Source organism: Shewanella sp. YQ_9 (assembly GCF_043103185.1).
Classification (GTDB): Bacteria; Pseudomonadota; Gammaproteobacteria; order Enterobacterales; family Shewanellaceae; genus Shewanella; species Shewanella algae.
Genome location: NZ_JBICJO010000028.1, coordinates 16,004 through 36,977, shown reverse-complemented (window position 1 = coordinate 36,977; position 20,974 = coordinate 16,004). Strand labels below are relative to the sequence as shown.

The 20,974-nt window shown below is 54.3% G+C and carries 15 protein-coding genes; 8 read left to right on the top strand and 7 right to left on the bottom strand.

Translation table 11 applies throughout. The features are described 5' to 3' along the window. Positions 1–11 precede the first annotated feature (11 nt). Positions 12–4,259, top strand: a complete 4,248-nt coding sequence (fdhF, locus tag ACF8D4_RS08990) for a formate dehydrogenase subunit alpha (protein WP_392464947.1) — start codon at positions 12–14, stop codon at positions 4,257–4,259. Between the two features lie 92 nt (positions 4,260–4,351). Here fdhF and ACF8D4_RS08985 read toward each other — a convergent pair whose 3' ends face one another. The 3 genes from ACF8D4_RS08985 to chrA all read right to left on the bottom strand — a co-directional run bounded on the left by ACF8D4_RS08985 (position 4,352) and on the right by chrA (position 9,207). After that, positions 4,352–6,016: a methyl-accepting chemotaxis protein gene (locus tag ACF8D4_RS08985; protein WP_335899744.1), complete on the bottom strand. Its 1,665-nt coding sequence runs from the start codon at positions 6,014–6,016 to the stop codon at positions 4,352–4,354. A 283-nt stretch (positions 6,017–6,299) separates the two neighbouring features. Beyond that, positions 6,300–7,958, bottom strand: coding sequence for a methyl-accepting chemotaxis protein (locus ACF8D4_RS08980; protein WP_392464945.1), 1,659 nt, complete (start codon positions 7,956–7,958; stop codon positions 6,300–6,302). Between the two features lie 100 nt (positions 7,959–8,058). Continuing rightward, positions 8,059–9,207, bottom strand: a complete 1,149-nt coding sequence (chrA, locus tag ACF8D4_RS08975; protein ID WP_392464944.1) for a chromate efflux transporter — start codon at positions 9,205–9,207, stop codon at positions 8,059–8,061. A 615-nt stretch (positions 9,208–9,822) separates the two neighbouring features. On the opposite strand from chrA, the gene ACF8D4_RS08970 reads away from it, so the two are divergent. Genes ACF8D4_RS08970 through ACF8D4_RS08955 form a run of 4 tightly spaced genes read left to right on the top strand, consistent with a single transcriptional unit; the run spans position 9,823 to position 12,953 of the window. After that, positions 9,823–10,674 (top strand): MipA/OmpV family protein, encoded by an 852-nt coding sequence (locus ACF8D4_RS08970; protein WP_392464942.1) that lies wholly within the window; start codon positions 9,823–9,825, stop codon positions 10,672–10,674. 7 nt (positions 10,675–10,681) lie between these two features. Continuing rightward, positions 10,682–11,056 carry a DUF3019 domain-containing protein gene (locus tag ACF8D4_RS08965; protein WP_037436155.1) on the top strand — a complete coding sequence of 125 codons (375 nt, stop codon included), beginning with the start codon at positions 10,682–10,684 and terminating at the stop codon, positions 11,054–11,056. After that, complete coding sequence (locus ACF8D4_RS08960) at positions 11,053–11,763, top strand: response regulator transcription factor (RefSeq protein WP_156018822.1); 711 nt, start codon at positions 11,053–11,055, stop codon at positions 11,761–11,763. The genes ACF8D4_RS08965 and ACF8D4_RS08960 overlap by 4 nt, the downstream gene beginning before the upstream one ends. Further along, positions 11,760–12,953, top strand: coding sequence for an ATP-binding protein (locus ACF8D4_RS08955; protein WP_096140972.1), 1,194 nt, complete (start codon positions 11,760–11,762; stop codon positions 12,951–12,953). Before ACF8D4_RS08960 ends, ACF8D4_RS08955 begins: the two co-directional genes overlap by 4 nt. An 11-nt stretch (positions 12,954–12,964) precedes the next feature. On the opposite strand, the gene rlmC is transcribed toward ACF8D4_RS08955, so the two are convergent. From rlmC to ACF8D4_RS08940, 3 genes are all read right to left on the bottom strand, one after another. Further along, the gene (rlmC, locus tag ACF8D4_RS08950) at positions 12,965–14,098 is read right to left on the bottom strand and encodes a 23S rRNA (uracil(747)-C(5))-methyltransferase RlmC (protein WP_392464940.1); all 1,134 of its coding nucleotides are present in this window, start codon (positions 14,096–14,098) and stop codon (positions 12,965–12,967) included. A 73-nt stretch (positions 14,099–14,171) separates the two neighbouring features. Next, complete coding sequence (locus ACF8D4_RS08945; RefSeq protein WP_144379982.1) at positions 14,172–15,359, bottom strand: FAD-dependent oxidoreductase; 1,188 nt, start codon at positions 15,357–15,359, stop codon at positions 14,172–14,174. Positions 15,360–15,372: 13 nt separating this feature from the next. Next, entirely contained in the window at positions 15,373–15,804 is a 432-nt protein-coding gene (locus tag ACF8D4_RS08940; RefSeq protein WP_025888690.1) for a MarR family winged helix-turn-helix transcriptional regulator, read from the bottom strand. A gap of 113 nt (positions 15,805–15,917) precedes the next feature. Here ACF8D4_RS08940 and ACF8D4_RS08935 point away from each other — a divergent pair, with 113 nt between their 5' ends. Together ACF8D4_RS08935 and ACF8D4_RS08930 are read left to right on the top strand one after the other, a co-directional pair. Continuing rightward, entirely contained in the window at positions 15,918–16,334 is a 417-nt protein-coding gene (locus ACF8D4_RS08935) for an organic hydroperoxide resistance protein (protein ID WP_025008945.1), read from the top strand. Between the two features lie 509 nt (positions 16,335–16,843). Beyond that, the gene (locus ACF8D4_RS08930; protein ID WP_044735148.1) at positions 16,844–17,263 is read left to right on the top strand and encodes a hypothetical protein; all 420 of its coding nucleotides are present in this window, start codon (positions 16,844–16,846) and stop codon (positions 17,261–17,263) included. A gap of 119 nt (positions 17,264–17,382) precedes the next feature. On the opposite strand, the gene ACF8D4_RS08925 is transcribed toward ACF8D4_RS08930, so the two are convergent. Beyond that, positions 17,383–19,275: a methyl-accepting chemotaxis protein gene (locus ACF8D4_RS08925; protein ID WP_392464939.1), complete on the bottom strand. Its 1,893-nt coding sequence runs from the start codon at positions 19,273–19,275 to the stop codon at positions 17,383–17,385. Positions 19,276–19,563: 288 nt separating this feature from the next. Between ACF8D4_RS08925 and ACF8D4_RS08920 the strand changes: the two genes are divergently transcribed. Then, positions 19,564–20,964 (top strand): cytochrome C biosynthesis protein, encoded by a 1,401-nt coding sequence (locus ACF8D4_RS08920; RefSeq protein ID WP_107353048.1) that lies wholly within the window; start codon positions 19,564–19,566, stop codon positions 20,962–20,964. Positions 20,965–20,974: the final 10 nt, after the last annotated feature.

Sequence of the window (20,974 nt, the reverse complement as noted above, 5' to 3'; positions counted from 1 at the left end):
CAAGGCTGCCCATGTTTGAGATCTATATCGACGGCCAGGCCGTCAGCGCCTTTGAGGGCGAGACCCTGTTGCAGGCGGCCCAGCGGGCCGGCATCGACATTCCTTGTCTGTGTCACCATACAGACCCCGGTTCGGCTACCACAGAAGGCGCCGATGAACACCTGTGCCAACTGACCCGGCTCGACCAGATAATGGCCGACACAGACAGGCCACTGCTGGCCTGCTCGACTCCGGCAATTGCCGGAATGCAGCTCAAGAATCATACCCAGGCAGTGCACAGCCATAGGCAGCAGACGCTGAAACGGATATTGAAAGATCACTTCGCCGATTGCGAAGCCCCCTGCCAGCAAGCCTGCCCGGCGGGCGTCGATGTACAGTCTTATCTGTATCACATAGGTCAGGGCAACCATACAGAAGCAGTGCGCATCCTCAAGCAGACCCTGCCTCTGCCTCTGTCTATCGGTCGGGTCTGCCCGGCATTTTGTGAAAGCGCCTGTCGCCGCGCCCTGATCGATGAGCCACTGGCGATACGTCAGCTCAAGCGCCACGCCGCCGATCTGGACTTGGCCGATACCGAGCCCTATCAGCCGCCCAAGGCCGACCCCAGCGGCAAGAAGGTGGCCATAATCGGCGCCGGGCCAGCCGGGCTCAGCGCCGGGTTTTTCCTCGCCAATCAGGGCCATGACGTGGACATCTTTGAGGCCGCTCCCAAGGCCGGTGGCTGGCTAAGATACGGCATTCCCGAGTATCGCCTGCCCAAGGCGATACTCGATAGAGAGATAGCTCTGCTGGAGCGAAACGGCATCCGCATTCACACCAACACAACCATAGGCGAACAAATACTGCTGCCGAAACTGGCCAAGGAGTATCATGCCCTCTGTCTGGCGATGGGCGCGCAAAAGGCCGTACCACTGGACTATCCCGGCAGCGACCTGCCCGGCTGCTATCTCGGGGTCGACTACCTTAAAGATCTGGCAATGGACCACCAACTGGTCACGGGCAAGAAAGTAGCCGTTGTCGGCGGCGGCAATACCGCCATCGATTGCGCCCGCAGCGCCAGACGCCTAGGCGCCGAGGTGACACTGATCTACCGGCGCACCAAAGAGGAGATGCCGGCCGAAGCCTTTGAAATTCATGAAGCTGAACAGGAAGGGATCCACTTCCTGCTGCTGACCAATCCTGTGGCCAACCATGCCGGCAGTGACGGCCGTCTTGCACGAGTCACGCTGGAAAAAATGTCCTTGGGCGCACCGGATGCCTCCGGCCGCCGCCGGCCTCAGCCCAGCGGCGAAACCTTCGACTGCGAGTTTGATACCCTGATCGCCGCCGTATCCCAATCACCGGATCTGGCCTTTCTGCAGCAGCCTGAAAACCGTCTGCTGCAAGGCTCTCCGGCGCTCAGCCGCTGGAATACGATCAACGGCTGCGACATCAGCATGAGCACTGGGCTGGAAAAACTGTTTGTTATCGGAGATGTGCGCCGCGGACCCGCCACTGCGGTGGAAGCGGTCGCCGATGGTCGCCGCGCCGCCGAGGCCATAAACGCCCTGTTCAATCAGGGGCTCAGTTGCCCACTGACGCCGGTGGCGTTCAATGCCAGCAAGGCGATAGGGCTCAAGTCCCAACAGGATTTACCCAAAGATCTTTTCCCTTCACAGGTGAAAAGTGCCAGGGTCAAGATGCCGGAGTTACCTGTGGCCGAGCGCCTGAGTAACTTTGCCGAAGTAGAGCTGGGACTGACGCCGCAAATGGCCGAAGCCGAGGCCAAACGCTGCCTCGAATGTGGCTGTCAGGCCAATATGGACTGTCGCCTGCGAGACTACGCCAGTGAATACAAGGTCAGCAGCCAGGGCTTGCTAGAGCAGGATGCCAGTGGCGAATCGGCACTGCAGGCCAGACACTTTGCCCAAGACTTGAGTGCGCCCTTTATCCGTTTCGATGCCAACCGCTGCATCAGCTGCGGTGCCTGCGTTGACATCTGCCACCGCCGCAGTGGCCACAAGGCCATCAGCTTTGAGGCCAACCAATTCTCGGCGCTGCCGGGAGGCAGTAGCGAACGCCGGGCGCCCAGAGCCGGTTTCAGCGTTTCCATGGCCGACAGCGATTGTGTTCAGTGCGGCAACTGCCTGCAGGTATGCCCGACCGGCGCCCTGGTCGATGCCCGCCACAAGACCCAAGGACAAGCCCCAGACACCAAGGTGACCAGCACCATCTGCACCTATTGCGGCGTCGGTTGTCGCATCCGCTTCAAGGTAGACACCACCCAGAATCGTATCCTTGCGGCCGAGGGCGATGTGCGCTCACCTGTGAACCAGGGCATGCTCTGCGTCAAGGGCCGCTTCGGCTTTGACTTTATCAACAGTGAAGAGCGCCTTACCCAGCCGCTGGTTCGCCGTAACGGCAAATTGGAACCCTGTAGCTGGCAAACGGCCATCAGCTATATTGCCGCCCACTGGCAAGAACAATTGGAACAGTTTGGTCCGAGTTCATTCGGCGCCCTGGCATCCGCCAAGGCCACCAATGAAGAGAACTTCCTGCTGCAGAAGCTGTTCAGGGCCGTTATTGGCAGCAACAGTGTGGATCACTGCGCCCGTCTGTGCCACGCCTCCACAGTGACCGGGCTCTATGATGCTCTCGGCAGCGGCGCCATGACCAATGATATTCCCGGCATAGAGGATTCAGATCTCATCTTTATCCTGGGCTCGGATACCGACTGCGCCCACCCCATCATTGCCTCGAGGATCAAGTCGGTCGTCAGCCGCGGCAAGGCAAGACTCCTGGTCGCCGATCCCAAGCGGGTCAGCATAGCCGACAGCGCCGAGCTGTTTGTGCGTCATCGCCCCGGCACAGATGTGATGCTGCTCAACGCCATCATGCAGCAGATACTGCTTAACGATTGGCATGACAAGGCCTATATCCGCAGCCGCACCACAGACTTTGAGGCCTTGCGCGAAGAGCTGTTGCGGCCGGACTACAGCCTGGAGCAGGCCGCCAGGGTGACAGGCGTCAGCAGCAGCGAAATAGCGGCCATGGCCGAAATGCTGGGCACCGCCAAAAAGACCGCCCTCTACTACGCCATGGGGATCACCCAGCACACCACAGGCCATGACAATGTCACCGCCATTGCCAACTTGCAGCTATTGCTGGGTAACCTCGGGCTCGACGGCGCCGGGATCACCCCTTTGCGCGGCCAGAGCAATGTCCAGGGTGCCTGTGATATGGGCGCCCTGCCCAACTATTTCAGTGGCTATCAACGTCTGGATGATGATGCTGCGCGGCTGAAACTGGCGCGGGCCTGGGGCACTGACAAGCTGAGCCCTGAGACAGGCATTCCGGCCTCTCATATGATGCAGGCGATTTTGGATGGCCTGCTTCAGAGCCTGTTTGTGATGGGCGAAAACCCGGTACTGAGCGACCCCGACCAGGCACATGTGCTCAAGGCGCTGAAAAAGCTGCCATTTTTGGTAGTGCAGGATATCTTCCTCACCGAAACCGCCGAAATGGCCGATGTGGTATTGCCGGCAGCGGCCTTTGCCGAAAAGCGCGGCCACTTCACCAATACCGAGCGCCGGGTTCAACGACTGGAAGTCGCCTTGCAATCGCCAGGTAGTGCCCGTCCGGACTGGCAGATACTGCAGCTGCTGGCCAATGCCATGGGCGCCGACTGGCACTATAGCGATGAACAGGCAATTTGGCAGGAAGTCACCGCCCTGACCCCCAGTTATGCCGGGATCAGTTGGCACAGAACCACGGATAATCCGGCCGGGTTGCAGTGGCCTTGCCCAGATGAGCAACATCCGGGTACCCGGGTATTGCACCGCAACAGTTTCACTCACGGCAAAGGGCGACTGCAGCCGGTCAATTATCGTTTACCGGCTGAGCTGCCGGACGATGACTATCCCTTGATGCTGTCGACCGGACGCCTGCTGGAGCAGTTCCACACCGGCACCATGACTCGTAAAACCGCCGGGCTGGACGAACTCGGCTCCCCCAGAGTGATGATCTCGGTTGAGGATGCCGAACGTTTGGGCGTCGGCAAGGGCGACTGGCTCAAACTGGAAAGCCGCCGTGGTGAGATATTCATTCAGGCCTTTGTCAGCCGCCGGGCTCAGCCTGGGGTGCTGTTCCTGCCATTCCATTTCGTTGAGGCGGCTGCCAATAAGCTGACTATCAATGCGCTTGATCCCGTGGCCCATATTCCTGAGTTCAAGGTGTGTGCCGTCAAGGCAGAGCGCGCCGAGGCGCCCCCAGCGACTTGAAATTGAGCCACATTAAAAACGGCGCCATGGTTGGCGCCGTTTTTTATTTCCTTATTTTCCTACTGAGCACTGAAGCCAGTGGAGGATAGGTGTTAGACCCGGAACTGGTTGACCAACTTGCCGAGGTTATCACCACTGTGGGACACAGTCTGACTGACCCTGGCCGCATCTTCGCTGGAATGCAGCAGCTCGGCGACTATCTCCTGAATAGCGTAAATATTCCGGTTAATCTCCTCAGTCACCGAACTCTGCTCTGTGGCGGCGGTGGCAATTTGGGTACTCATATCATTGATGGAGGTGACAGAGCTGGTCACAGCTCCCAGGCTTTCGGAGATAAGCTTTGACGACTCGACACTGCGGTGGCAACTCTGCTGACTCTCTTCCATGGCACTCACCGCCTGACTCACCAGACGATGCAGCTCGCTGAGCATCTCGTTGATCTCCAAAGTGCTGGCCTGGGTACGACTCGCCAGACTGCGCACTTCATCGGCCACCACGGCAAAACCTCGGCCCTGCTCACCGGCGCGAGCCGCTTCAATGGCAGCATTCAATGCCAACAGGTTGGTCTGCTCGGCAATGCCGCCGATGACAGACAGCACGCTGTTGATCCGCTGTGATTGCTCGCTGAGCGACTGAATATGGTTGGCGGCGCTGTTGATTTCCGCCATCAGGGTGGAGATCTCAGTCAGCGAGGTATCGACGCACTCCTGGGCCTTGGCCACTTCGTCGGTAGCCACATGAGTGGCTTCCGCCACCTGGGTGGTGTTCATCGCCACTTCCTGAGCGGTGGAAGACATCTCGGTAATGGCGGTCACCACCTGATCGGTTTCATTGTTGTGGTTCACCAATTGGGATGCTATCGCCTGGGTCTGGGAATGGATGGAACCGGCGGCATCCTGCACTTCATGGGTGGCCGTGGTGACATCGCGGATGATGTGCTGCAGTTTTTCAACAAAGCGATTGAACGCCAGCCCCAACTGGGCAATCTCATCTTCACCGCGCACCTGCAGGCGCTTGGTCAGGTCCCCTTCCCCCTGAGCGATATCGTTGAGGTTATCCAACATATTGCGGATAGGGATTATCATCCGCTGAGCAGTAAAGAGAATGGCAAACACAGTAACCAGAGTCAGCACCAGCGACATCAACAGCACCCCTATGGTCTTGGCCTGCATCTCCTCGGTGGCGGTTTGTCGATAAGCGGCAACGGCCGCCTCTATATCATCCACATAAACACCTGTGCCTACCAACCAGTCTTTCCCGGGGACCCGGATGGCATAAGCTATCTTTTCCACCAGGCCAGTCACTCCGGGCTTGGCATGGAAGTAGTTGATAAAGCCTTTACCACTTCTGGCGGCATCGATAAGACCGCGCACAATTTGTGTGCCATTGGGGTCTGTCATGCCGCTTTGATCTGTGCCTTCCTGCTCAGGCTTAACCGCATGAAATACACTGATCCCATTGAAATCATAAATGAAGAAGTATCCGGCACTGCCAAACCTCTGTTGCCGCAACGCCGCGTTGACATCACCTCTGTCTCCCAGACCGAGTTGATAGTTGATGTTTTCCAAAGCCAGCCCTGTCGCATCCTTGAGTTGCTGTTTTCGTTCATCGACCAACTTTTGTTTGAATAAAGCGATCGAATTTTCCAGTGATTGATTTTCGGCACGATAGGAATACCCCATCACCAATATCAAAGTCAGAATTAAAGGTAGTAAAGCCAGCAGCAAGAATTTGCTTCTCAAGCTCAGAGCAGACAAGGACATAACTTCCCCCCAGTAGCTGTCAGACACTCTTTACTGAGTATAGTCCCGCGCCCCAACATGCAATATCAATATGATTACAAATAAAACAATTGACAAACAAATGATTCAAAATGTTACACAAATTACTTTTTTACCTTACGACCAACCGAAAGGTTCCACGATTGGCGGGGAATGGTTACTGGGAAACGTCATAAGCGGTACGGCATCTTGTGCTGGACGGTCGAGATAAAGAAACAGCGCCAAATGGCGCTGTTTCTGTCTTCTTCATATTGAATGATTAAACCCGGAACTGATTGACCAATTGCCCCAGATTATCACCACTGTGAGACACGGTTTGACTGACTCTGGCCGCTTCTTCGCTGGAGTGCAACAGCTCGGCGACTATCTCCTGAATGGCGTAGATATTACGGTTGATCTCTTCGGTCACCGAACTCTGCTCTGTGGCGGCGGTGGCGATTTGGGTACTCATATCATTGATGGAGGTGACAGAGCTGGTGACGGCTCCCAGACTCTCGGAAATCAGCCTGGAAGATTCGACACTGCGATGGCAGCTTTGCTGGCTCTCTTCCATGGCACTCACCGCCTGGCTCACCAGACGATGCAGCTCGCTGAGCATCTCGTTGATCTCCAAAGTGCTGGCCTGAGTGCGGCTCGCCAGGCTGCGCACTTCATCGGCCACCACGGCAAAACCTCGGCCCTGCTCACCGGCACGAGCCGCCTCAATGGCCGCATTGAGTGCCAACAGGTTGGTCTGCTCGGCAATGCCGCCGATGACAGACAGCACGCTGTTAATCTTCTGCGACTGTTCGTTGAGCGACTGAATATGGTCGGCGGCGCTATTGATTTCCGCCATCAGAGTGGAGATCTCGGTCAACGAAGTATCGACGCACTCCTGAGCCTTGGCCACTTCATCGCTCGCCACATGGGTCGCCTCCGCCACCTGGGTGGTGTTCATCGCCACTTCCTGGGCAGTGGAAGACATCTCTGTGATCGCAGTCACCACCTGATCGGTTTCATTGTTGTGGTTGGCCAACTGCGCCGCTATCGCCTGAGTCTGGGCATGAATAGAACCAGAGGCATCCTGCACCTCGTGGGTAGCGGTAGTCACATCACGAATGATACGTTGCAGCTTGTCGACAAAGCGATTAAATGCCTGCCCTAACTGGGCAATTTCATCTTCACCGCGCACCTGCAAACGCTTGGTCAGGTCCCCTTCCCCTTGAGCGATATCATTGAGGTTATCCAGCATGTTGCGAATAGGAGTCACTGTTCGCTGAGCAGCAAACAGAATAAGCATAGCTGTGATCAGAGTGATGACTATGACTATCATCAGCGTCAACCATAACTTTTCTTCCATATCTGCCAATGCCGTCTGCCGATACTCTGCTACAGAAGCCTCAATATCATCCACATAAGCGCCGGTACCGATAATCCAGTCAGTTCCGGGGATCATCGCGGCATAACCTATTTTTTCCACCAACTCATTGGTGCCGGGTTTTTGGTAGTAATAAGTAAGGATACCGTCACCATTGCGGGCTGCATTCAACAAACCCACTATGATCTTGGTGCCTTTGGGATCTGTCATGCCGATCTGATCTGTTCCTTCCAGATTAGGCAGTAAGGCATGAAACAAATTTTTGCCATTACCGTCGTAAACAAAGAAATAACCGGCGCTGCCAAAACGCACATCCCGCAAGGCCGCCTTATAGTCTCCGCCCTGACTGCGCTGAAAGCTGACAATCTCTTTGGCGACTTCGGTCACATGCACCAACTCCTGACGACGCTCGTTGAGCAGCTTTTCTCTGAAATTGGTAATTTCGCTTTCAAGCGCATCCGACTCTACTGTCCAGGACGCCAGCATCAAGACAATGGAAACAGTCAACAATGGCAACAGGGCAAGCAGCAGTAACTTATTTCGTAAACTCAGACTGGACACTTAGGTTTCCCCCGGGAATGGAATATCTGCAAATTATAGTAACTTTGTTCACTTTAAGTTCGTATAAAAAATGCCTGAGATCAAAGTTTAACCATTTGTTTTACATGAAGAGAGTGGAAATAGCACCCATTGCTGCAAATCCGAGCACCAAATACACCAAGGGCAAACGCCACAGCTTGAGCAACATAAAGCCCGCCAGCACCATGGCCATATCAACCGGGCGGGTCACAGCACTGGTAAATACCGGTTGATAGAGAGCACTCGCCAACAAACCAACGACAGTGGCATTAATCCCCATCACCATAGCGGCCATTTTCGGGCGCTCGGCGATTCCCTGCCAGCCTCGGATCACCGCCAGCAACAACAGGAAACCGGGCAGAAAGATGGCTAACGTTGCCACCAAGGCGCCAACTAGGGCATTTTGCGGCCACAGTTCGGCGCCCAGATAGGCGGCCAGACTGAACATGGGGCCGGGAACGGCTTGCGCCAGGGCGTAGCCGGTGAGGAATCTGTCATGATCTATGCTGTTTGCCAGTTGGCTCTCCAGCAAGGGCAGCACCACATGGCCGCCGCCGAATACCATGGCGCCGGTCTGATAAAACTGTTTGAAGAGTTCAGCCAGAGGGTGAGCAAGCAAGGGGCCGGTGAGCAGCAATAAAAACAGAAATATCAGTAAAGCACTCCAGTTGAGCTGCATACTTCCCGACTTGGCCGGCGCTGGTGCCTCACGATTGAGCCAATAAAGACCGACAATGGCACCGGCAAGCAACAGCAGCAATTGGGTCAAATTCCCCGGCCACAAAAGCAGAATCACAGTACTCAACAAGGCCAACATCTGGGTGATATGGCTGCGGCAAAACTGTTTGAACATACCCCAGGCGGCATCGGCGACCACCACTACAGCCAATAACTTGAGCCCGGCAATAACCCCCTGAAATAAATCACTGGAGAGGTATTGATAGCTGCTGACAGCCAACAGAAACATCAATAGAAACGAAGGTAAGGTAAAGCCGATAAAGGCCAGTATCGCCCCGGGAAGGGCACCGCGGCGGTAACCTATGGCAAAACCGACCTGACTCGATCCCGGGCCGGGCAAAAACTGACTCAAAGCCACCAATGACGCATAATCTTTATCATCAAGCCAGCCTAACTCTTCGACAAAAGTCTTGCGAAAGTAACCTATGTGCGCCGCCGGGCCGCCAAAACTCACCAGTCCCAATGAAAAGAAACGAACAAAAATCTGCCACATCTGTGTTAGCTCTATACTTGTTTGATCTGGCTCCATTGTATGACATAAGTGTGACACTTATCTTATATTCATAGGCTTAGTCTGTAGGCGTACGGCAAGACAAACAAATGAACAGGCAACTGAGAATCAGTCATAGCCTCTCAACTAGCTGTAATTAAAACAAAATAGCGGTAAATCTTCCCTGAATCGCGACCTCCCAACACGCCGGCAAGTGTATCCGTTCAGAATCAACCACGTATCTTGGCTGTCTTAAGACCACCGCCAGGCGCAAACCCGCAACATAATTCAAACAATTAATATTTATTCAAAAGTGATTAACAAGGATTATGCCCATAAGCCCAAACTAACCAGGCTAAAAATAAACCACAACAAAAACAATCACCAATCAGAATGCTAACCAAAATACACCAACTGTCATTAAGCTGACTAGCAACACTTTTGACACTCGTCAATTTTAATTGCATAGATATTCACAAAAACATCAAATACAATCACCACAAAAGAACCAAAAACATAATACTTTTGTAGCATTTTGTAACTTGGTTAAATTTTTACAGACTTTTAACAAGCGTTTATTTAGATTCAATGAAAGTTCGCAGGAAGTAGAAGTAAGCTATGAAGCTTTGGTGGTACGCGATATTGATGCTTGGCCTTCAGTTGCACCTGACTGCAGCAGCTGAAGAAAATGCGACGGAAACTATCCCTGTGGATGAGTTCAGACTCGCCCTCGCCCTGGGATATGGTCGGCTGGACAATCCCAGAGTGCATGCCAAGCCGATAGAAACTTTCCTGCTACCATCCTGGAGCTACTACTCAAAACGCTTCTATCTGGAAAACTTTACACTGGGCTACAGCCTTCATGAGTCGGACAACTTGCTATTCGACCTGCAAACCAAGCTCAATGAGGATGGATTCTTTTTCGAGTTTGATGGGCTTAACAAGTTGTTTTTAAGCGACATCATAGGCTTCTCTCCCTACAAGGCGCAGGTCATACGCCCCAACAGTAACAGCGAACCTATCCTTAACGAAATCAAGCGTCACATCTCCTATCTGGGCGGAGTTTCCGTCACCTGGGTCACGCCCTACACAGATATCAATCTGGGCATGTTTCACGACATTTCCGGGGTACATGACGGCAACGAATTGCAGTTCAGATTAAGAAAGAGCCTGCTCTACTCATGGGGGGCTCTGGGATTTGAGCTGGGCGCGATTCGCAAGAGTGAATCCCTGGTGCGTTACTACTATCAGCTAAGACCTGAAGAAAGCGGCCCGCTGAGACTAAGCTATTCTCCCTCGGCCAGTATCAATTATCACGCCCGCCTGCTGGTTAATCTGCCACTGTGGCAGGATATTAACCTGGTAGCGGTAACCGAATACACCTGGCTTGACTCGGGGATCACCAACAGTCCCATGATAGACAAGGATGGCTATCTCTCAGGTTTCATCGGTTTGAGTTATCGGTTTTGAGGGCTCTATGAATCGATGGCTACTGTGGTTACTCATGCTGATAAGTCCTTGGGCAAGCGCCTTGGGAGAAGAGCTTTGGCTGGCGCCGGATACCTGCGCCATGACCAATCAGGAATCGGAATGCAAGCTGCAACTGCAACTCGAGTTTCACAGCCAACAGCCTCGCTCTCTGTGCCTTTGGCTGGCCAACAGCGCAGCGCCTTTGACCTGTTTTCATCAACGCCGTGACTTCAGTTACAAGCTGCAACTAAGCCTGGTCAGGGATACGCTTATCGAGCTCAGGGATCAGCAAAACCGCACAGTTGCCAGCCGCTTGCTCAGAGTGGCTATCTACGAGCCCGTCAGTCGCAGACGGCGGGGCCTGAGTTGGGATCTGCTATGAAAGAAAAAATACTCCTGATTGAGGATGATCTGCCGCTGGCGGAACTTATTTGCACTTATCTGGCCAATGAAGACTTCGAGCCGGTTCATCTGGACAATGCCGAAGCTGCGCTTGCCCGTCAGGACAGTGACAGTTTCAGCCTGATCCTCTGCGATGTGATGCTTCCCGGTGAAGATGGCTTTGGTATCTATCCCCGTTTGGCGGCCTGTTATCCCTGCCCGCTTATCTTCCTCACCGCCCGCGACAGTGAAGGCGATCAGATCCTGGGGTTGGAGCTGGGCGCCTGTGATTACCTGCTCAAGCCTGTGGTGCCCCCCTTGCTGCTGGCACGAATACGTACTCAACTTCGTAACAGGCAACAGCGGCCCGGACGCAAAACCTTGTGTCTGCACGATCTGCAGCTTGATCCCAATCAGCAGCAGGTGCTTCTGGCGGGCTCGGCATTGGCCTTTACCACCAAGGAGTTTGAACTCCTGTGGGTGTTTGTGATCAACGCCGGTCGGGTATTGTCACGGGAGTATCTGTTCGAGCAGTTTATCGGCCGCGCCTATGATGGCCTGGACAGAGCCATAGATCTCAAGGTCAGCAGGCTGCGCAAACGCCTGGATGAGCTGGAGATAAGCGGCCTGCAGATCACCACAGTGCACGGCAAGGGCTATCTGTTCAACTACCAGCCCAATCAAGCCATGATCAGGATTCAGGCATGAAGTTTCAGTTTTACCGACTGTTTGGGTTTCTGCTGCTGTCCTGCTCCCTGCTGCTGTGGAGCTTTGGCCAACTGACAGATCAATATCGCAGCGAAGAGGCCAGCTATTTGATCTCGGTGGACGACTTATTGCAAACCCGGGGACAGGGCGCGCATCTCTCAACTCTTGCCGCCGGCAGTCTGGCACTGCCCACTAGCCTGAGACAGCTACTCAATGAGGGGCAGACCTTGGCGCTGCGTCACTCCAGCGGCGAGCTCTATTACTACAAGCAAGGCTCAGGCACTGAGCTACTCAGATTTGGCCCGGTAACAGAGAAGCAAGACAGGGAGGATGTCACCAGTTTGATCTTGCTCGGTTTCTATTCCAGCCTGGCCCTGGTCGCCATCTTGCTTATCTGGCCTGTGTTTCGCGATCTCCATACCCTGCAACAGAGCGCCATTCGCTTTGGCCGTCAGCCTTCGCTGCAACCGCTAACCATACGTAAAAGCTCGGCTATCTTTCCGTTGGCTCAGGCGCTTTATAGCATGAGCCACCAGATAGTGAGTTTTGTCCAGATGCATAAAGAGTTATCCCATACCATCTCCCACGAAGTACGCACTCCGCTCGCGCGGATGCGCTTTGCCCTTGAGCTGAGCAAGCAGCAGATGGAGCCTCAATACGCAACGCGCCTGGCCCAGGACATAGATGAGATAGAACAGTTGGCGGCCAACTATCTCTCTTTTGCCCGCCTGGAACATAAACAGGGAGAACTATGCCATTCGCCTCAATCCATCGCTGACTTTATTCAGGCGCTTGAGCAGAAATACAGCCTTTATAGCCGTGACTTCCAGATAGGATTTCACTCTGTGCCGGGCCAGGCACAATTCGATAAGACGGCAATGAATGTGGCCTGCCAGAACCTGATCCAAAATGCCATGCGTTTTGCCGAAAAAGAGATACAGGTGAGTTTCGAGCAAAGTGAAAACCATAACTGCCTCAGAGTCGAGGATGATGGCCCAGGCTTTGAAGATAAAGGCAAAAAACTACTGGCGGCCTTTGCCAGAGATGCCAAACAGAGTGATGGCAGCGGCTTTGGCCTGGGGCTTTATATAGTGCGCAAGATTGCCATCTGGCACGGCGGCAGGCTGGAGCTGAGCCACTCGCAATCGCTGGGCGGCGCCGCCATCAGCCTGTGTTGGCCAAGAGCATAGAAGCCACTGTCTTAGCCGCGACTCAGCAGCACCAATACCTCATAGTGATCCGTGTGCGGAAACATATCGAACAGCTGCACCTTGCGCACACGATAACCACTGATAGCCGCCAGATCTTTGGCCAAAGATTCAGGGTTACAGCTGGAATAGAGCAGATGCGGCGGCGCAAAGGTCGAAATGGCCTGGCAAAGCTCGGCGCCTATGCCGCGTCTCGGCGGATTGACTATCATAAGATCCGGTACCTGGCCTGCCGACTGCGCCGCGGCAAAACTGCCCGAATCCAGCGCCTTGAAGTTCACCCGCTCAAGCCCCAGCTTTTCGGCGGATAACTTGGCGCAGGCGATGGCTTCAGCCTCGATTTCAATCCCTGTAAGCTCTGTGTCTTTATTGGCACAGTGCAGCCCAAAACCGCCGACACCACAGAAGAGATCCCAAATCGACTCAGGCTTCAGCTCACTGACCCAGTCTTTGGCGCTCTGATAAAGGGCCGCCGCCACTTGTGGGTTGGTTTGAAAGAAGCTCTTGGGGCGGATATAGAGAGGCACGCCATTGAAGGACTCCTCCAGACGCTGCGCCTCGGTAATAAAAATCTCCTGCTCACCTTCGAGCCTGGCCATATGAACCGGCTGCAGATTCACAGATACCAGCTTGATGGCAGGAAACTCGGCCAGCAGCTTTGGCAGTTCACGCTCAATCCGTTCGATGGATTGCCTGGAGCGCAACACAAACCTGAGCATAAAGTCGCCGCTGATTTCGGCGCGGGTCAACAACACAAACTTGAGTTCGCCCTTGGCCTTATCTACCCGATAGGGTGGGATCCCGGCCTGACGCACAAACAGCTCAAGCCGATGCAGCAAGGCCTGCATATCGGCAGGATAGAGAGGACAATCGCACAGGCTCACGGCCTCACCACTCGGGGAAACTATCCCCAGAATGGGTTGATGGGCGGCCCCGAGTGCCACCATCTTGGCCTTGTTGCGAAAACCCAGGGACGGCCCGCTGACCGGGGCTAAGAGTTCAAAGGGGGTAAAGGGGCTGAGCAACTGCGCCAACTGCTCACTCTTGGCGGCCAGTTGTTGCACCATTGGCGTTTCTATGTGAGTACAGGAGCGGCACTTGCCCTGCGCAAAAAAGTCACATCTCACTCTAATATATCCCAAGTTTCCAATTCAGCCCGGCGGCAAAAGCGGCACACTTTAGCCTGTTTCACCCTAAAAATCATCCCAGCATCAGCTTGTCGACATCCGCTTTGGGGCTGCGTTTGCCAAGCACCTTGCTTATCTCTGCCGTCACCGCTTTGGCAGTGGCACGAAAGGTGGTTAACTTGCCGCCGTAGAGCGTCAGCAATCTGGGATGGGAATAACGCTGGTACAACTGTACTTCCCGCGGCCGACCAAAGGCATCGCCATCGCCCTTGGGCAGCACCCGCATGCCACTGAAATGCGCCAATACCTTGGCTTCAAGCGCCTCTGTAGTGACAGCACCCGTGAAACTGCCAGAGCCTCCAAAATAGTGCCGATAGATCCCCAGCAGATAAGCTATCTCCTCTCGGGTGATCTGCGGAATCGGTCCCTGGCAGAGGGTCTCAGTGGTGCCTATCAGCGTCTTGCCGTACCAAGGCATCACGAATACCACCCGCTCATCGAAGCAGGACTCCAGATAGAGCACCCCGGGCGGCGCTGGAATGTCCAGAAGCAAATGACTCCCCTGCACCCAGTCTATTGCCGTCTGGGCTATGGGCGGTGTCACCCGCGCCAGCAGCTCGTTGACAAAAGCGCCTGCGGCGTTGACCAGAAAGCGGCAGTGCAGCATTTTGTCGCCATCCGCATCCCGGTAACTCAGCTTACATCCCTGAGGCTCATGCTCTATTGTCAAACACTCGGCGCCCTCGCGGATATCGGCACCGAGCAGCCTGGCACTGTCGGCCACCGCCTTGGTCAGCAAGGCATCATCCGTCTGGGCATCCCAGTATTGGAACATATGGGTCATTCCCGCCAGCTTGAGTCCGGGAAAGCTCCCCCAAGCCCTGGCAGGCAGGCTACGAAAACGGCCCAGGCGGTCAAACTCGCTCAGCAAGCCGTAGAGGCTGAGGCCGGCCCGGAGGGTCAAGGCGCCGCGGCGACTGTCACGATAAACCGGGATAAAGAAAGGGACGGCCTTGACCAGTGTCGGCGCCAGACGCAATAACTCGCGCCGGGCCCGCAGCGATTCACGCACCAGATCCAGTTGCCCGGATTCGAGATAACGTAAGCCGCCATGGATCAGTTTGCTGGACTGGGAGGAGGTGCCTGCCGCCAGAGTGGACTTTTCCAATAGCACCACGGAATAACCGGCTGCCGCCGCGCACTGTGCCACCGCCACCCCGGATATGCCGCCACCTATGATTGCCAGATCGACCTGTTCCATCAGCCTCTTTCCGTTAACGTTCCAATTGCAGCCACAGGGTGTCACACAAGCTTTTCAGTTGTTGCAGCTCAGCCTGCGGCATGGCGCTGCGACACAACATCTGCTCGGGCACATCGGCGGCGCGCGCTTGCAAAGCCAGCCCGGCATCGGTGAGCGTCAATACCCGCACCCGCTCGTCCTGTTCACTGCGGCCTCTTAACAGCAAGCCTTTAGTTTCCAGGCGTTTGAGCAAGGGGGTCAAGGTACCTGAGTCCAGATGCAAACGCTCACCCAGCGCCTTGACACTGATGCCCTTGTGTTGCCAAAGCACCAGCATGGCCAGATATTGTGGATAGGTAAGATCCAGGGCATCCAGCACAGGCCGGTAGGCCCGCACCATAGCATTGGCGGCGCTGTATAGCGAAAAGCAAACCTGGTTTTCCAGGCACAGGGGCTCGTTTGACATATGCAAACCTTAAACACAATTTAATTGCACACAATATACTTGCTTTTAGAACAAATATCGATCTATCATTGCCAGCAATTATATTGCGCGCAACTTAAATTAAGGAAACTACTATGCTCTATCACACTCAAGCCACAGCCAAAGCCGGCCGCAACGGCGAAGTAGCCACTCATGACGGTGCCCTGTCATTGACCCTAAGCTATCCCAAGGAGATGGGCGGGACAGGAGCCGGGGCCAATCCGGAACAGTTGTTTGCCGCCGGTTACGCCGCCTGTTTCTCCAACGCCATTTTACATGTGGCGCGCCTGGGTAAAATCAAGCTTGCCAGCGCGCCTGTCACCGCCGATGTCGGCTTGGTCAGTCAAGATGGTGGGTTTGCGCTGCAGGTATCTCTGGCTGTCACTCTGCCGCTCGCGCAGGCCGAGGCCGAAGCCTTGGTACTCAAGGCCCACAGTGTTTGCCCCTACTCCAATGCCACCCGCAACAACCTTGATGTGGGGCTCACTGTGAATGACATTAAGATCAACTGAAGCTCTGATATTATTTAGAGCTAAGGAAGGTGCGAACAAGTCCCATGTGTGCTCTGCGTCGGCTTACAGGCCTGGATGCAAGGCGTGATTCGCAGCAAATGGCCTTAGTCCTTTGCAAGAAGCACAACACAGCAGGCAGGTCTGTAAGCCACGCCCTTCGGGGCTTTCACAGCAACCGGCTCTCTGCGTTATCCGACTTCGACAGGCCCCGGCATGCCTTCAGTCAGATGCCTTGAACGCCAATTGCTGTGTAAGCCAGAGTGCCACGAGGACTTATTCGCACCTTCCCTAATATTCAGTCAATTTATTGGCAAGAATATAAATAAATGTCGCAGCAATTAAAATTATATTTGTTGCGACATTTTTCCGTCATTCATTCTGTATTATGACGCAGTCATTCAGCAAAGGTTGATATTCATATAAAATTGATTTTTCCTGGACAATCGATTAAATTTGCGCCTCAAAAGTGGACGTGAGCAATAATAAAGTCATAGTCAAAGGAGAATGATATGCGCGCCCTGATTCTGGGGTTACTGCTGTTTACCGGCGCGACCCAAGCCACCTGTGAGAAAAGCGTTTTGCTTGGCAATGTCGATTATGCCAAGAACAGCTCTTATTTCAGTACCCAGGATTCTTTGCAACTGGATAAAATTGTTGCTGATAATAGCGATAATTCAAGCGGCTATCTGTTATTGGAATTCAATATGGATAAGTCTATCGGCGATGAAGATTTACAAAAATATAATATGTGGCTTGCCAATAGACGAATTGAAAGGGTTAAAGAATATTTAACCGCAGCACACTTCTCTCACCCCATAGTCACTCGTATCCGCACGGCAACCCATAAAGACAATCGCGAAGTGAGTCTGCATTGGTGTAATAACCAACAGATGATGGCGACGATTGAAAAGCCAAGCGCCGCCGAATAACTAAGTACTTTCAAGATCCACAAATGAATGCCCCTTAGGGAAGGTGCGAAGTGGCTTACAGGCCCGTAAGCCGATGCAGGCACACATGGGACTTGTTCGCACCTTCCTTAGACATTGCGCTAGAGTTTAAAACGGCCGACTTCACGGCGCAGCGAATCTGACAACTCCGCCAACTCCTGCGCTTTGACAGTGGCGCTGTTGGCCTCCTGTGACAGGGTTTGAGAAACCTCACGAATCGACTCGGTATTACGGTTGATTTCGCTGGTGACAGAGGTTTGCTCTTCGGCCGCTGTAGCTATCTGGCTGGCCATATCGGATATCTGGGTGATCGCTTGGCTTATCTGCTCCAGACTGGCACTGGCCGATTCGGCATCCATCACACTGGTTTCGGCCATCTGATGACTCTGAGCCATGGAATTCACTGCCTTGGAAGCGGTTTTTTGCAAGGTCTCAATCATGGTCTGGATCTCTTGTGTCGACGCATGAGTGCGCTGCGACAGCACCCTGACTTCATCAGCCACCACGGCAAAGCCACGCCCTTGCTCACCGGCTCTGGCGGCTTCGATGGCGGCGTTCAAAGCCAACAAATTGGTCTGCTCGGCAATACCTCTGATGGTCAGCAAAATGCTGTTGATCTTCTGTGAGTGCTCGTTGAGCTCGCCGATGATCTGACTGGCGGTATCCACTTCCTGCGCCAGGCTACGAATCGACTCCTGGCTCTGCAGCACCTGCTGTTGTCCACTGCCTGCCAGGCCGACCGCCGACTGCGCCGTCTGTGCCGTCAGTTCGGCATTGCTGGCGATCTCCTCGGTGGCACTGGCCATTTCGGTCACAGCGGTTGCCACCATAGTGACTTCGTCCTGCTGCACTTCGATGCTCTGGCTGTTACTCTCGGCCGAATGGCGGGTCTCCTGTGCCTGGCCTCCCAACTGCTGGGCTATGTCACTCATACGGGAAATCATGCCGTGCAGGCGTTCAACAAAACGATTAAAGCCGGCGGCGAGCATGCCTATCTCATCGTGCTGATTACGGGTCTCGATACGGACTGTGAGGTCCCCCTCCCCTTCGGCAATATCGTTGAGCGCCTTGGCCAGACGTTCCAGATCGCGGAACTGGCTCTTGAACACCAATACCAGCAACAGACCAAAGCCCACCAAAAACAACACGCCCACCGCAGACATCCACCATGCCAACTCGGTGGCCTCGGCCATGATGCTTGCCTTGTCCATCACAAACATCAGTGCCCAATCTGTATGAGGCACTGCCGCCACGTAAAACAGCTTGCTGCTACCGTCGAATGCCATCTCATCCAGGGTATTGGCGCTGATCCTGGCGCTGAGCCACTGAGGATTGAAGGCACTGCCAAGACGGCTGAACTGCTGGCCGTTCAGGTCCTTGTCCGGATGACTGATAATCAAGCCTGAGCGTTCAAGCATCACGGCATAGCCGTCACCCGGCACCTTGAGGGTTCGCACCGCATCTGTCAGTTGATCTATGGTGAGATTAGCCGCTGCCACGCCCTGCAGACGACCGCTGTTCATTACCGGTTCGGCTATGGTGACCACCAGCTTTTGCAATGTGGCACTGACATAAGGTGCCGTCATTATCATGGCTCCTTCCCGCTTGGCATCCTGATACCAAGGGCGAACCCGGGGATCATAACCAGCCGTATTCAGGCTGGGATCCTGACGGTACATGTTGCCCTGCTCATCGCCGTAGTAGGTCAGCGCAAAACCGCTGGCCTCATGGGCCTGCATCAGAAAAGGGGTGATATTGACCTCAGGGTTCCGCTGCAGCGTGCCCTTGATGCTGCTGATCGCTTTTTGTCTGTCATACATCCACTGCCCTATGCCGCCGGCAAAGGTGTTCGCCAATTGATCGACCTCGCGCTGGGTTCGCTGCATGGCATTATCACGAATGGAAGAGGAGGAAAGGCCAACCAGGGCGGCAACCGTAAGCAAAACGGCGCCCAGACTGACCAGCAGTAAGCGGGTTTTAAGCGTGAACTGCATAAGAAGTCCTATAAATTTTTAGGGTGGAGTAAAAGTTTAGCGGCAAAAAAGTAAATTACTGAAGTCGCTTACCACAATGGCACCATTCGAATGCGGTTTTATTACTCAAAGCTTAACAAATGTCCATGTGTCTCACTTTAGGGACTTTTTCGAGTCTGCTAACAGTTTTGATGCTGCTTTATCATGGATACCAAGGGCTTGGAGTAAAGTATTTGTAGGGTACTTGTAGCCTGAACCGGGCTATGGGTCATTCAGATACAGTTCAATCCCTCTTACACAGGTAAGCTTATGTTAAGAACCCTCTTTCTCTGCCTGTTACTGAGTTTCAGCGCAGGCCTTGCCGCAACCGAAAATTCGGCGTCGCAGATCCAGTGGCAACAGGTGGATCAGCAAGGGCAGATCAAAATTCCTTTATATTTTGTCTGGTCCAAGACCTGTCCCCACTGCGCTGAAGCGCATCCATTCATCGACTCTCTGCCGGAGCGCTACCCCTGGATAGAGCTGCACTCTGTGATGGTGGGCGCCAAGGGTACTCAGGAGCTGTGGCAGCAGTTGGCCACAGAGACAGGAACAGAAGCCCGCTCAGTGCCCTATATGGCTACCTGTGGCAAGGCGATAGTCGGTTATTCCAGTGAAGAGGTGACAGGTCAGTTCCTGCTCAACCGCCTCAAGAACTGCTACCTGCAGGCTGGCGGCCAGTTGAGCCCGGAAGATATGCCGGGACAAACAAGCACTCAGGCAAACACAGGTTCAACTCAGGCGCCGCTGTTTGGCACCTGCGCCAATGATGGTGGCGATGGCACCTGTGATGCCACGGCTCTGGCGGCAGAGCCCGAAGTGCAGCCGGTGGAATTGCCTCTGGTTGGGGTGGTGACACCTGAAACCATGTCGCTGCCAATTCTGACGCTGGTACTGGCCGGTGTCGATGCCTTTAACCCCTGCGCCTTCTTCGTGCTCTTATTCCTGCTGTCCATCATGGTCAACGCCAAGAGCCGCAGCCGTATGCTGTTGGTTGGTGGTATCTTCGTGTTTTTCTCAGGCTTTATTTACTTCCTGTTTATGACCGCCTGGCTCAACATCTTCCAGCTGTTGGGGGCCGGCAGTGATGGCGGGATGATTATTCTGGCGGCGGGAATACTGGCGTTGATCGCCGGCAGTATCAACGTGAAGGACTACTTCGTTACCAAAGGAGAAGTGACCCTCTCCATGTCGGCGGAAAACCGCACCGGGCTTATCAAGCGTATGGGTAAGCTGTCCAGCGCCTCCAGCCTGGCGACCATGATAGCCGGCACCACAGTGCTGGCGATTCTGGCCAACGCCTATGAACTCTTGTGTACTGCGGGCTTCCCTATGATCTACACCAGCGTGCTCTCCATGCATAACCTGCCGAGCTTTGAGCGCTATATGTACCTGGTGCTGTACAACATTGTCTATGTGATCCCACTGGCCATCATAGTGATTGCTTTCAGCATGACGCTTGGTAAACGTAAGTTGACCGAGAAAGAGGGCCAGACCCTGAAGCTGATGTCCGGCATCATGATGCTTGGCTTGGGCGGCACCCTGGCGGTCAACCCGGCGGCGCTACAGAGCGTCACCCTGGCATTGGGGCTGATTATCGGCGCCATAGTCGTCACTATCCTGATAGTCAGCGGTAGAAAACTGTTGGAGCGCCGCCGTAAGGCCGCTTGATGGATCACGA

Bases quoted from the DNA above. Each gene is read 5' to 3' on its own strand.
- chrA (WP_392464944.1), bottom strand. From the start codon at position 9,207: ATGTGGCAGATTTTTGTTCGTTTCTTTTCATTGGGACTGGTGAGTTTT.
- ACF8D4_RS08920 (WP_107353048.1), top strand. From the start codon at position 19,564: ATGTTAAGAACCCTCTTTCTCTGCCTGTTACTGAGTTTCAGCGCAGGC.
- ACF8D4_RS08935 (WP_025008945.1), top strand. From the start codon at position 15,918: ATGCTCTATCACACTCAAGCCACAGCCAAAGCCGGCCGCAACGGCGAA.
- ACF8D4_RS08970 (WP_392464942.1), top strand. From the start codon at position 9,823: ATGAAGCTTTGGTGGTACGCGATATTGATGCTTGGCCTTCAGTTGCAC.
- ACF8D4_RS08965 (WP_037436155.1), top strand. From the start codon at position 10,682: ATGAATCGATGGCTACTGTGGTTACTCATGCTGATAAGTCCTTGGGCA.
- ACF8D4_RS08945 (WP_144379982.1), bottom strand. From the start codon at position 15,359: ATGGAACAGGTCGATCTGGCAATCATAGGTGGCGGCATATCCGGGGTG.
- ACF8D4_RS08955 (WP_096140972.1), top strand. From the start codon at position 11,760: ATGAAGTTTCAGTTTTACCGACTGTTTGGGTTTCTGCTGCTGTCCTGC.
- ACF8D4_RS08925 (WP_392464939.1), bottom strand. From the start codon at position 19,275: ATGCAGTTCACGCTTAAAACCCGCTTACTGCTGGTCAGTCTGGGCGCC.
- fdhF (WP_392464947.1), top strand. From the start codon at position 12: ATGTTTGAGATCTATATCGACGGCCAGGCCGTCAGCGCCTTTGAGGGC.
- ACF8D4_RS08940 (WP_025888690.1), bottom strand. From the start codon at position 15,804: ATGTCAAACGAGCCCCTGTGCCTGGAAAACCAGGTTTGCTTTTCGCTA.
- ACF8D4_RS08960 (WP_156018822.1), top strand. From the start codon at position 11,053: ATGAAAGAAAAAATACTCCTGATTGAGGATGATCTGCCGCTGGCGGAA.
- ACF8D4_RS08930 (WP_044735148.1), top strand. From the start codon at position 16,844: ATGCGCGCCCTGATTCTGGGGTTACTGCTGTTTACCGGCGCGACCCAA.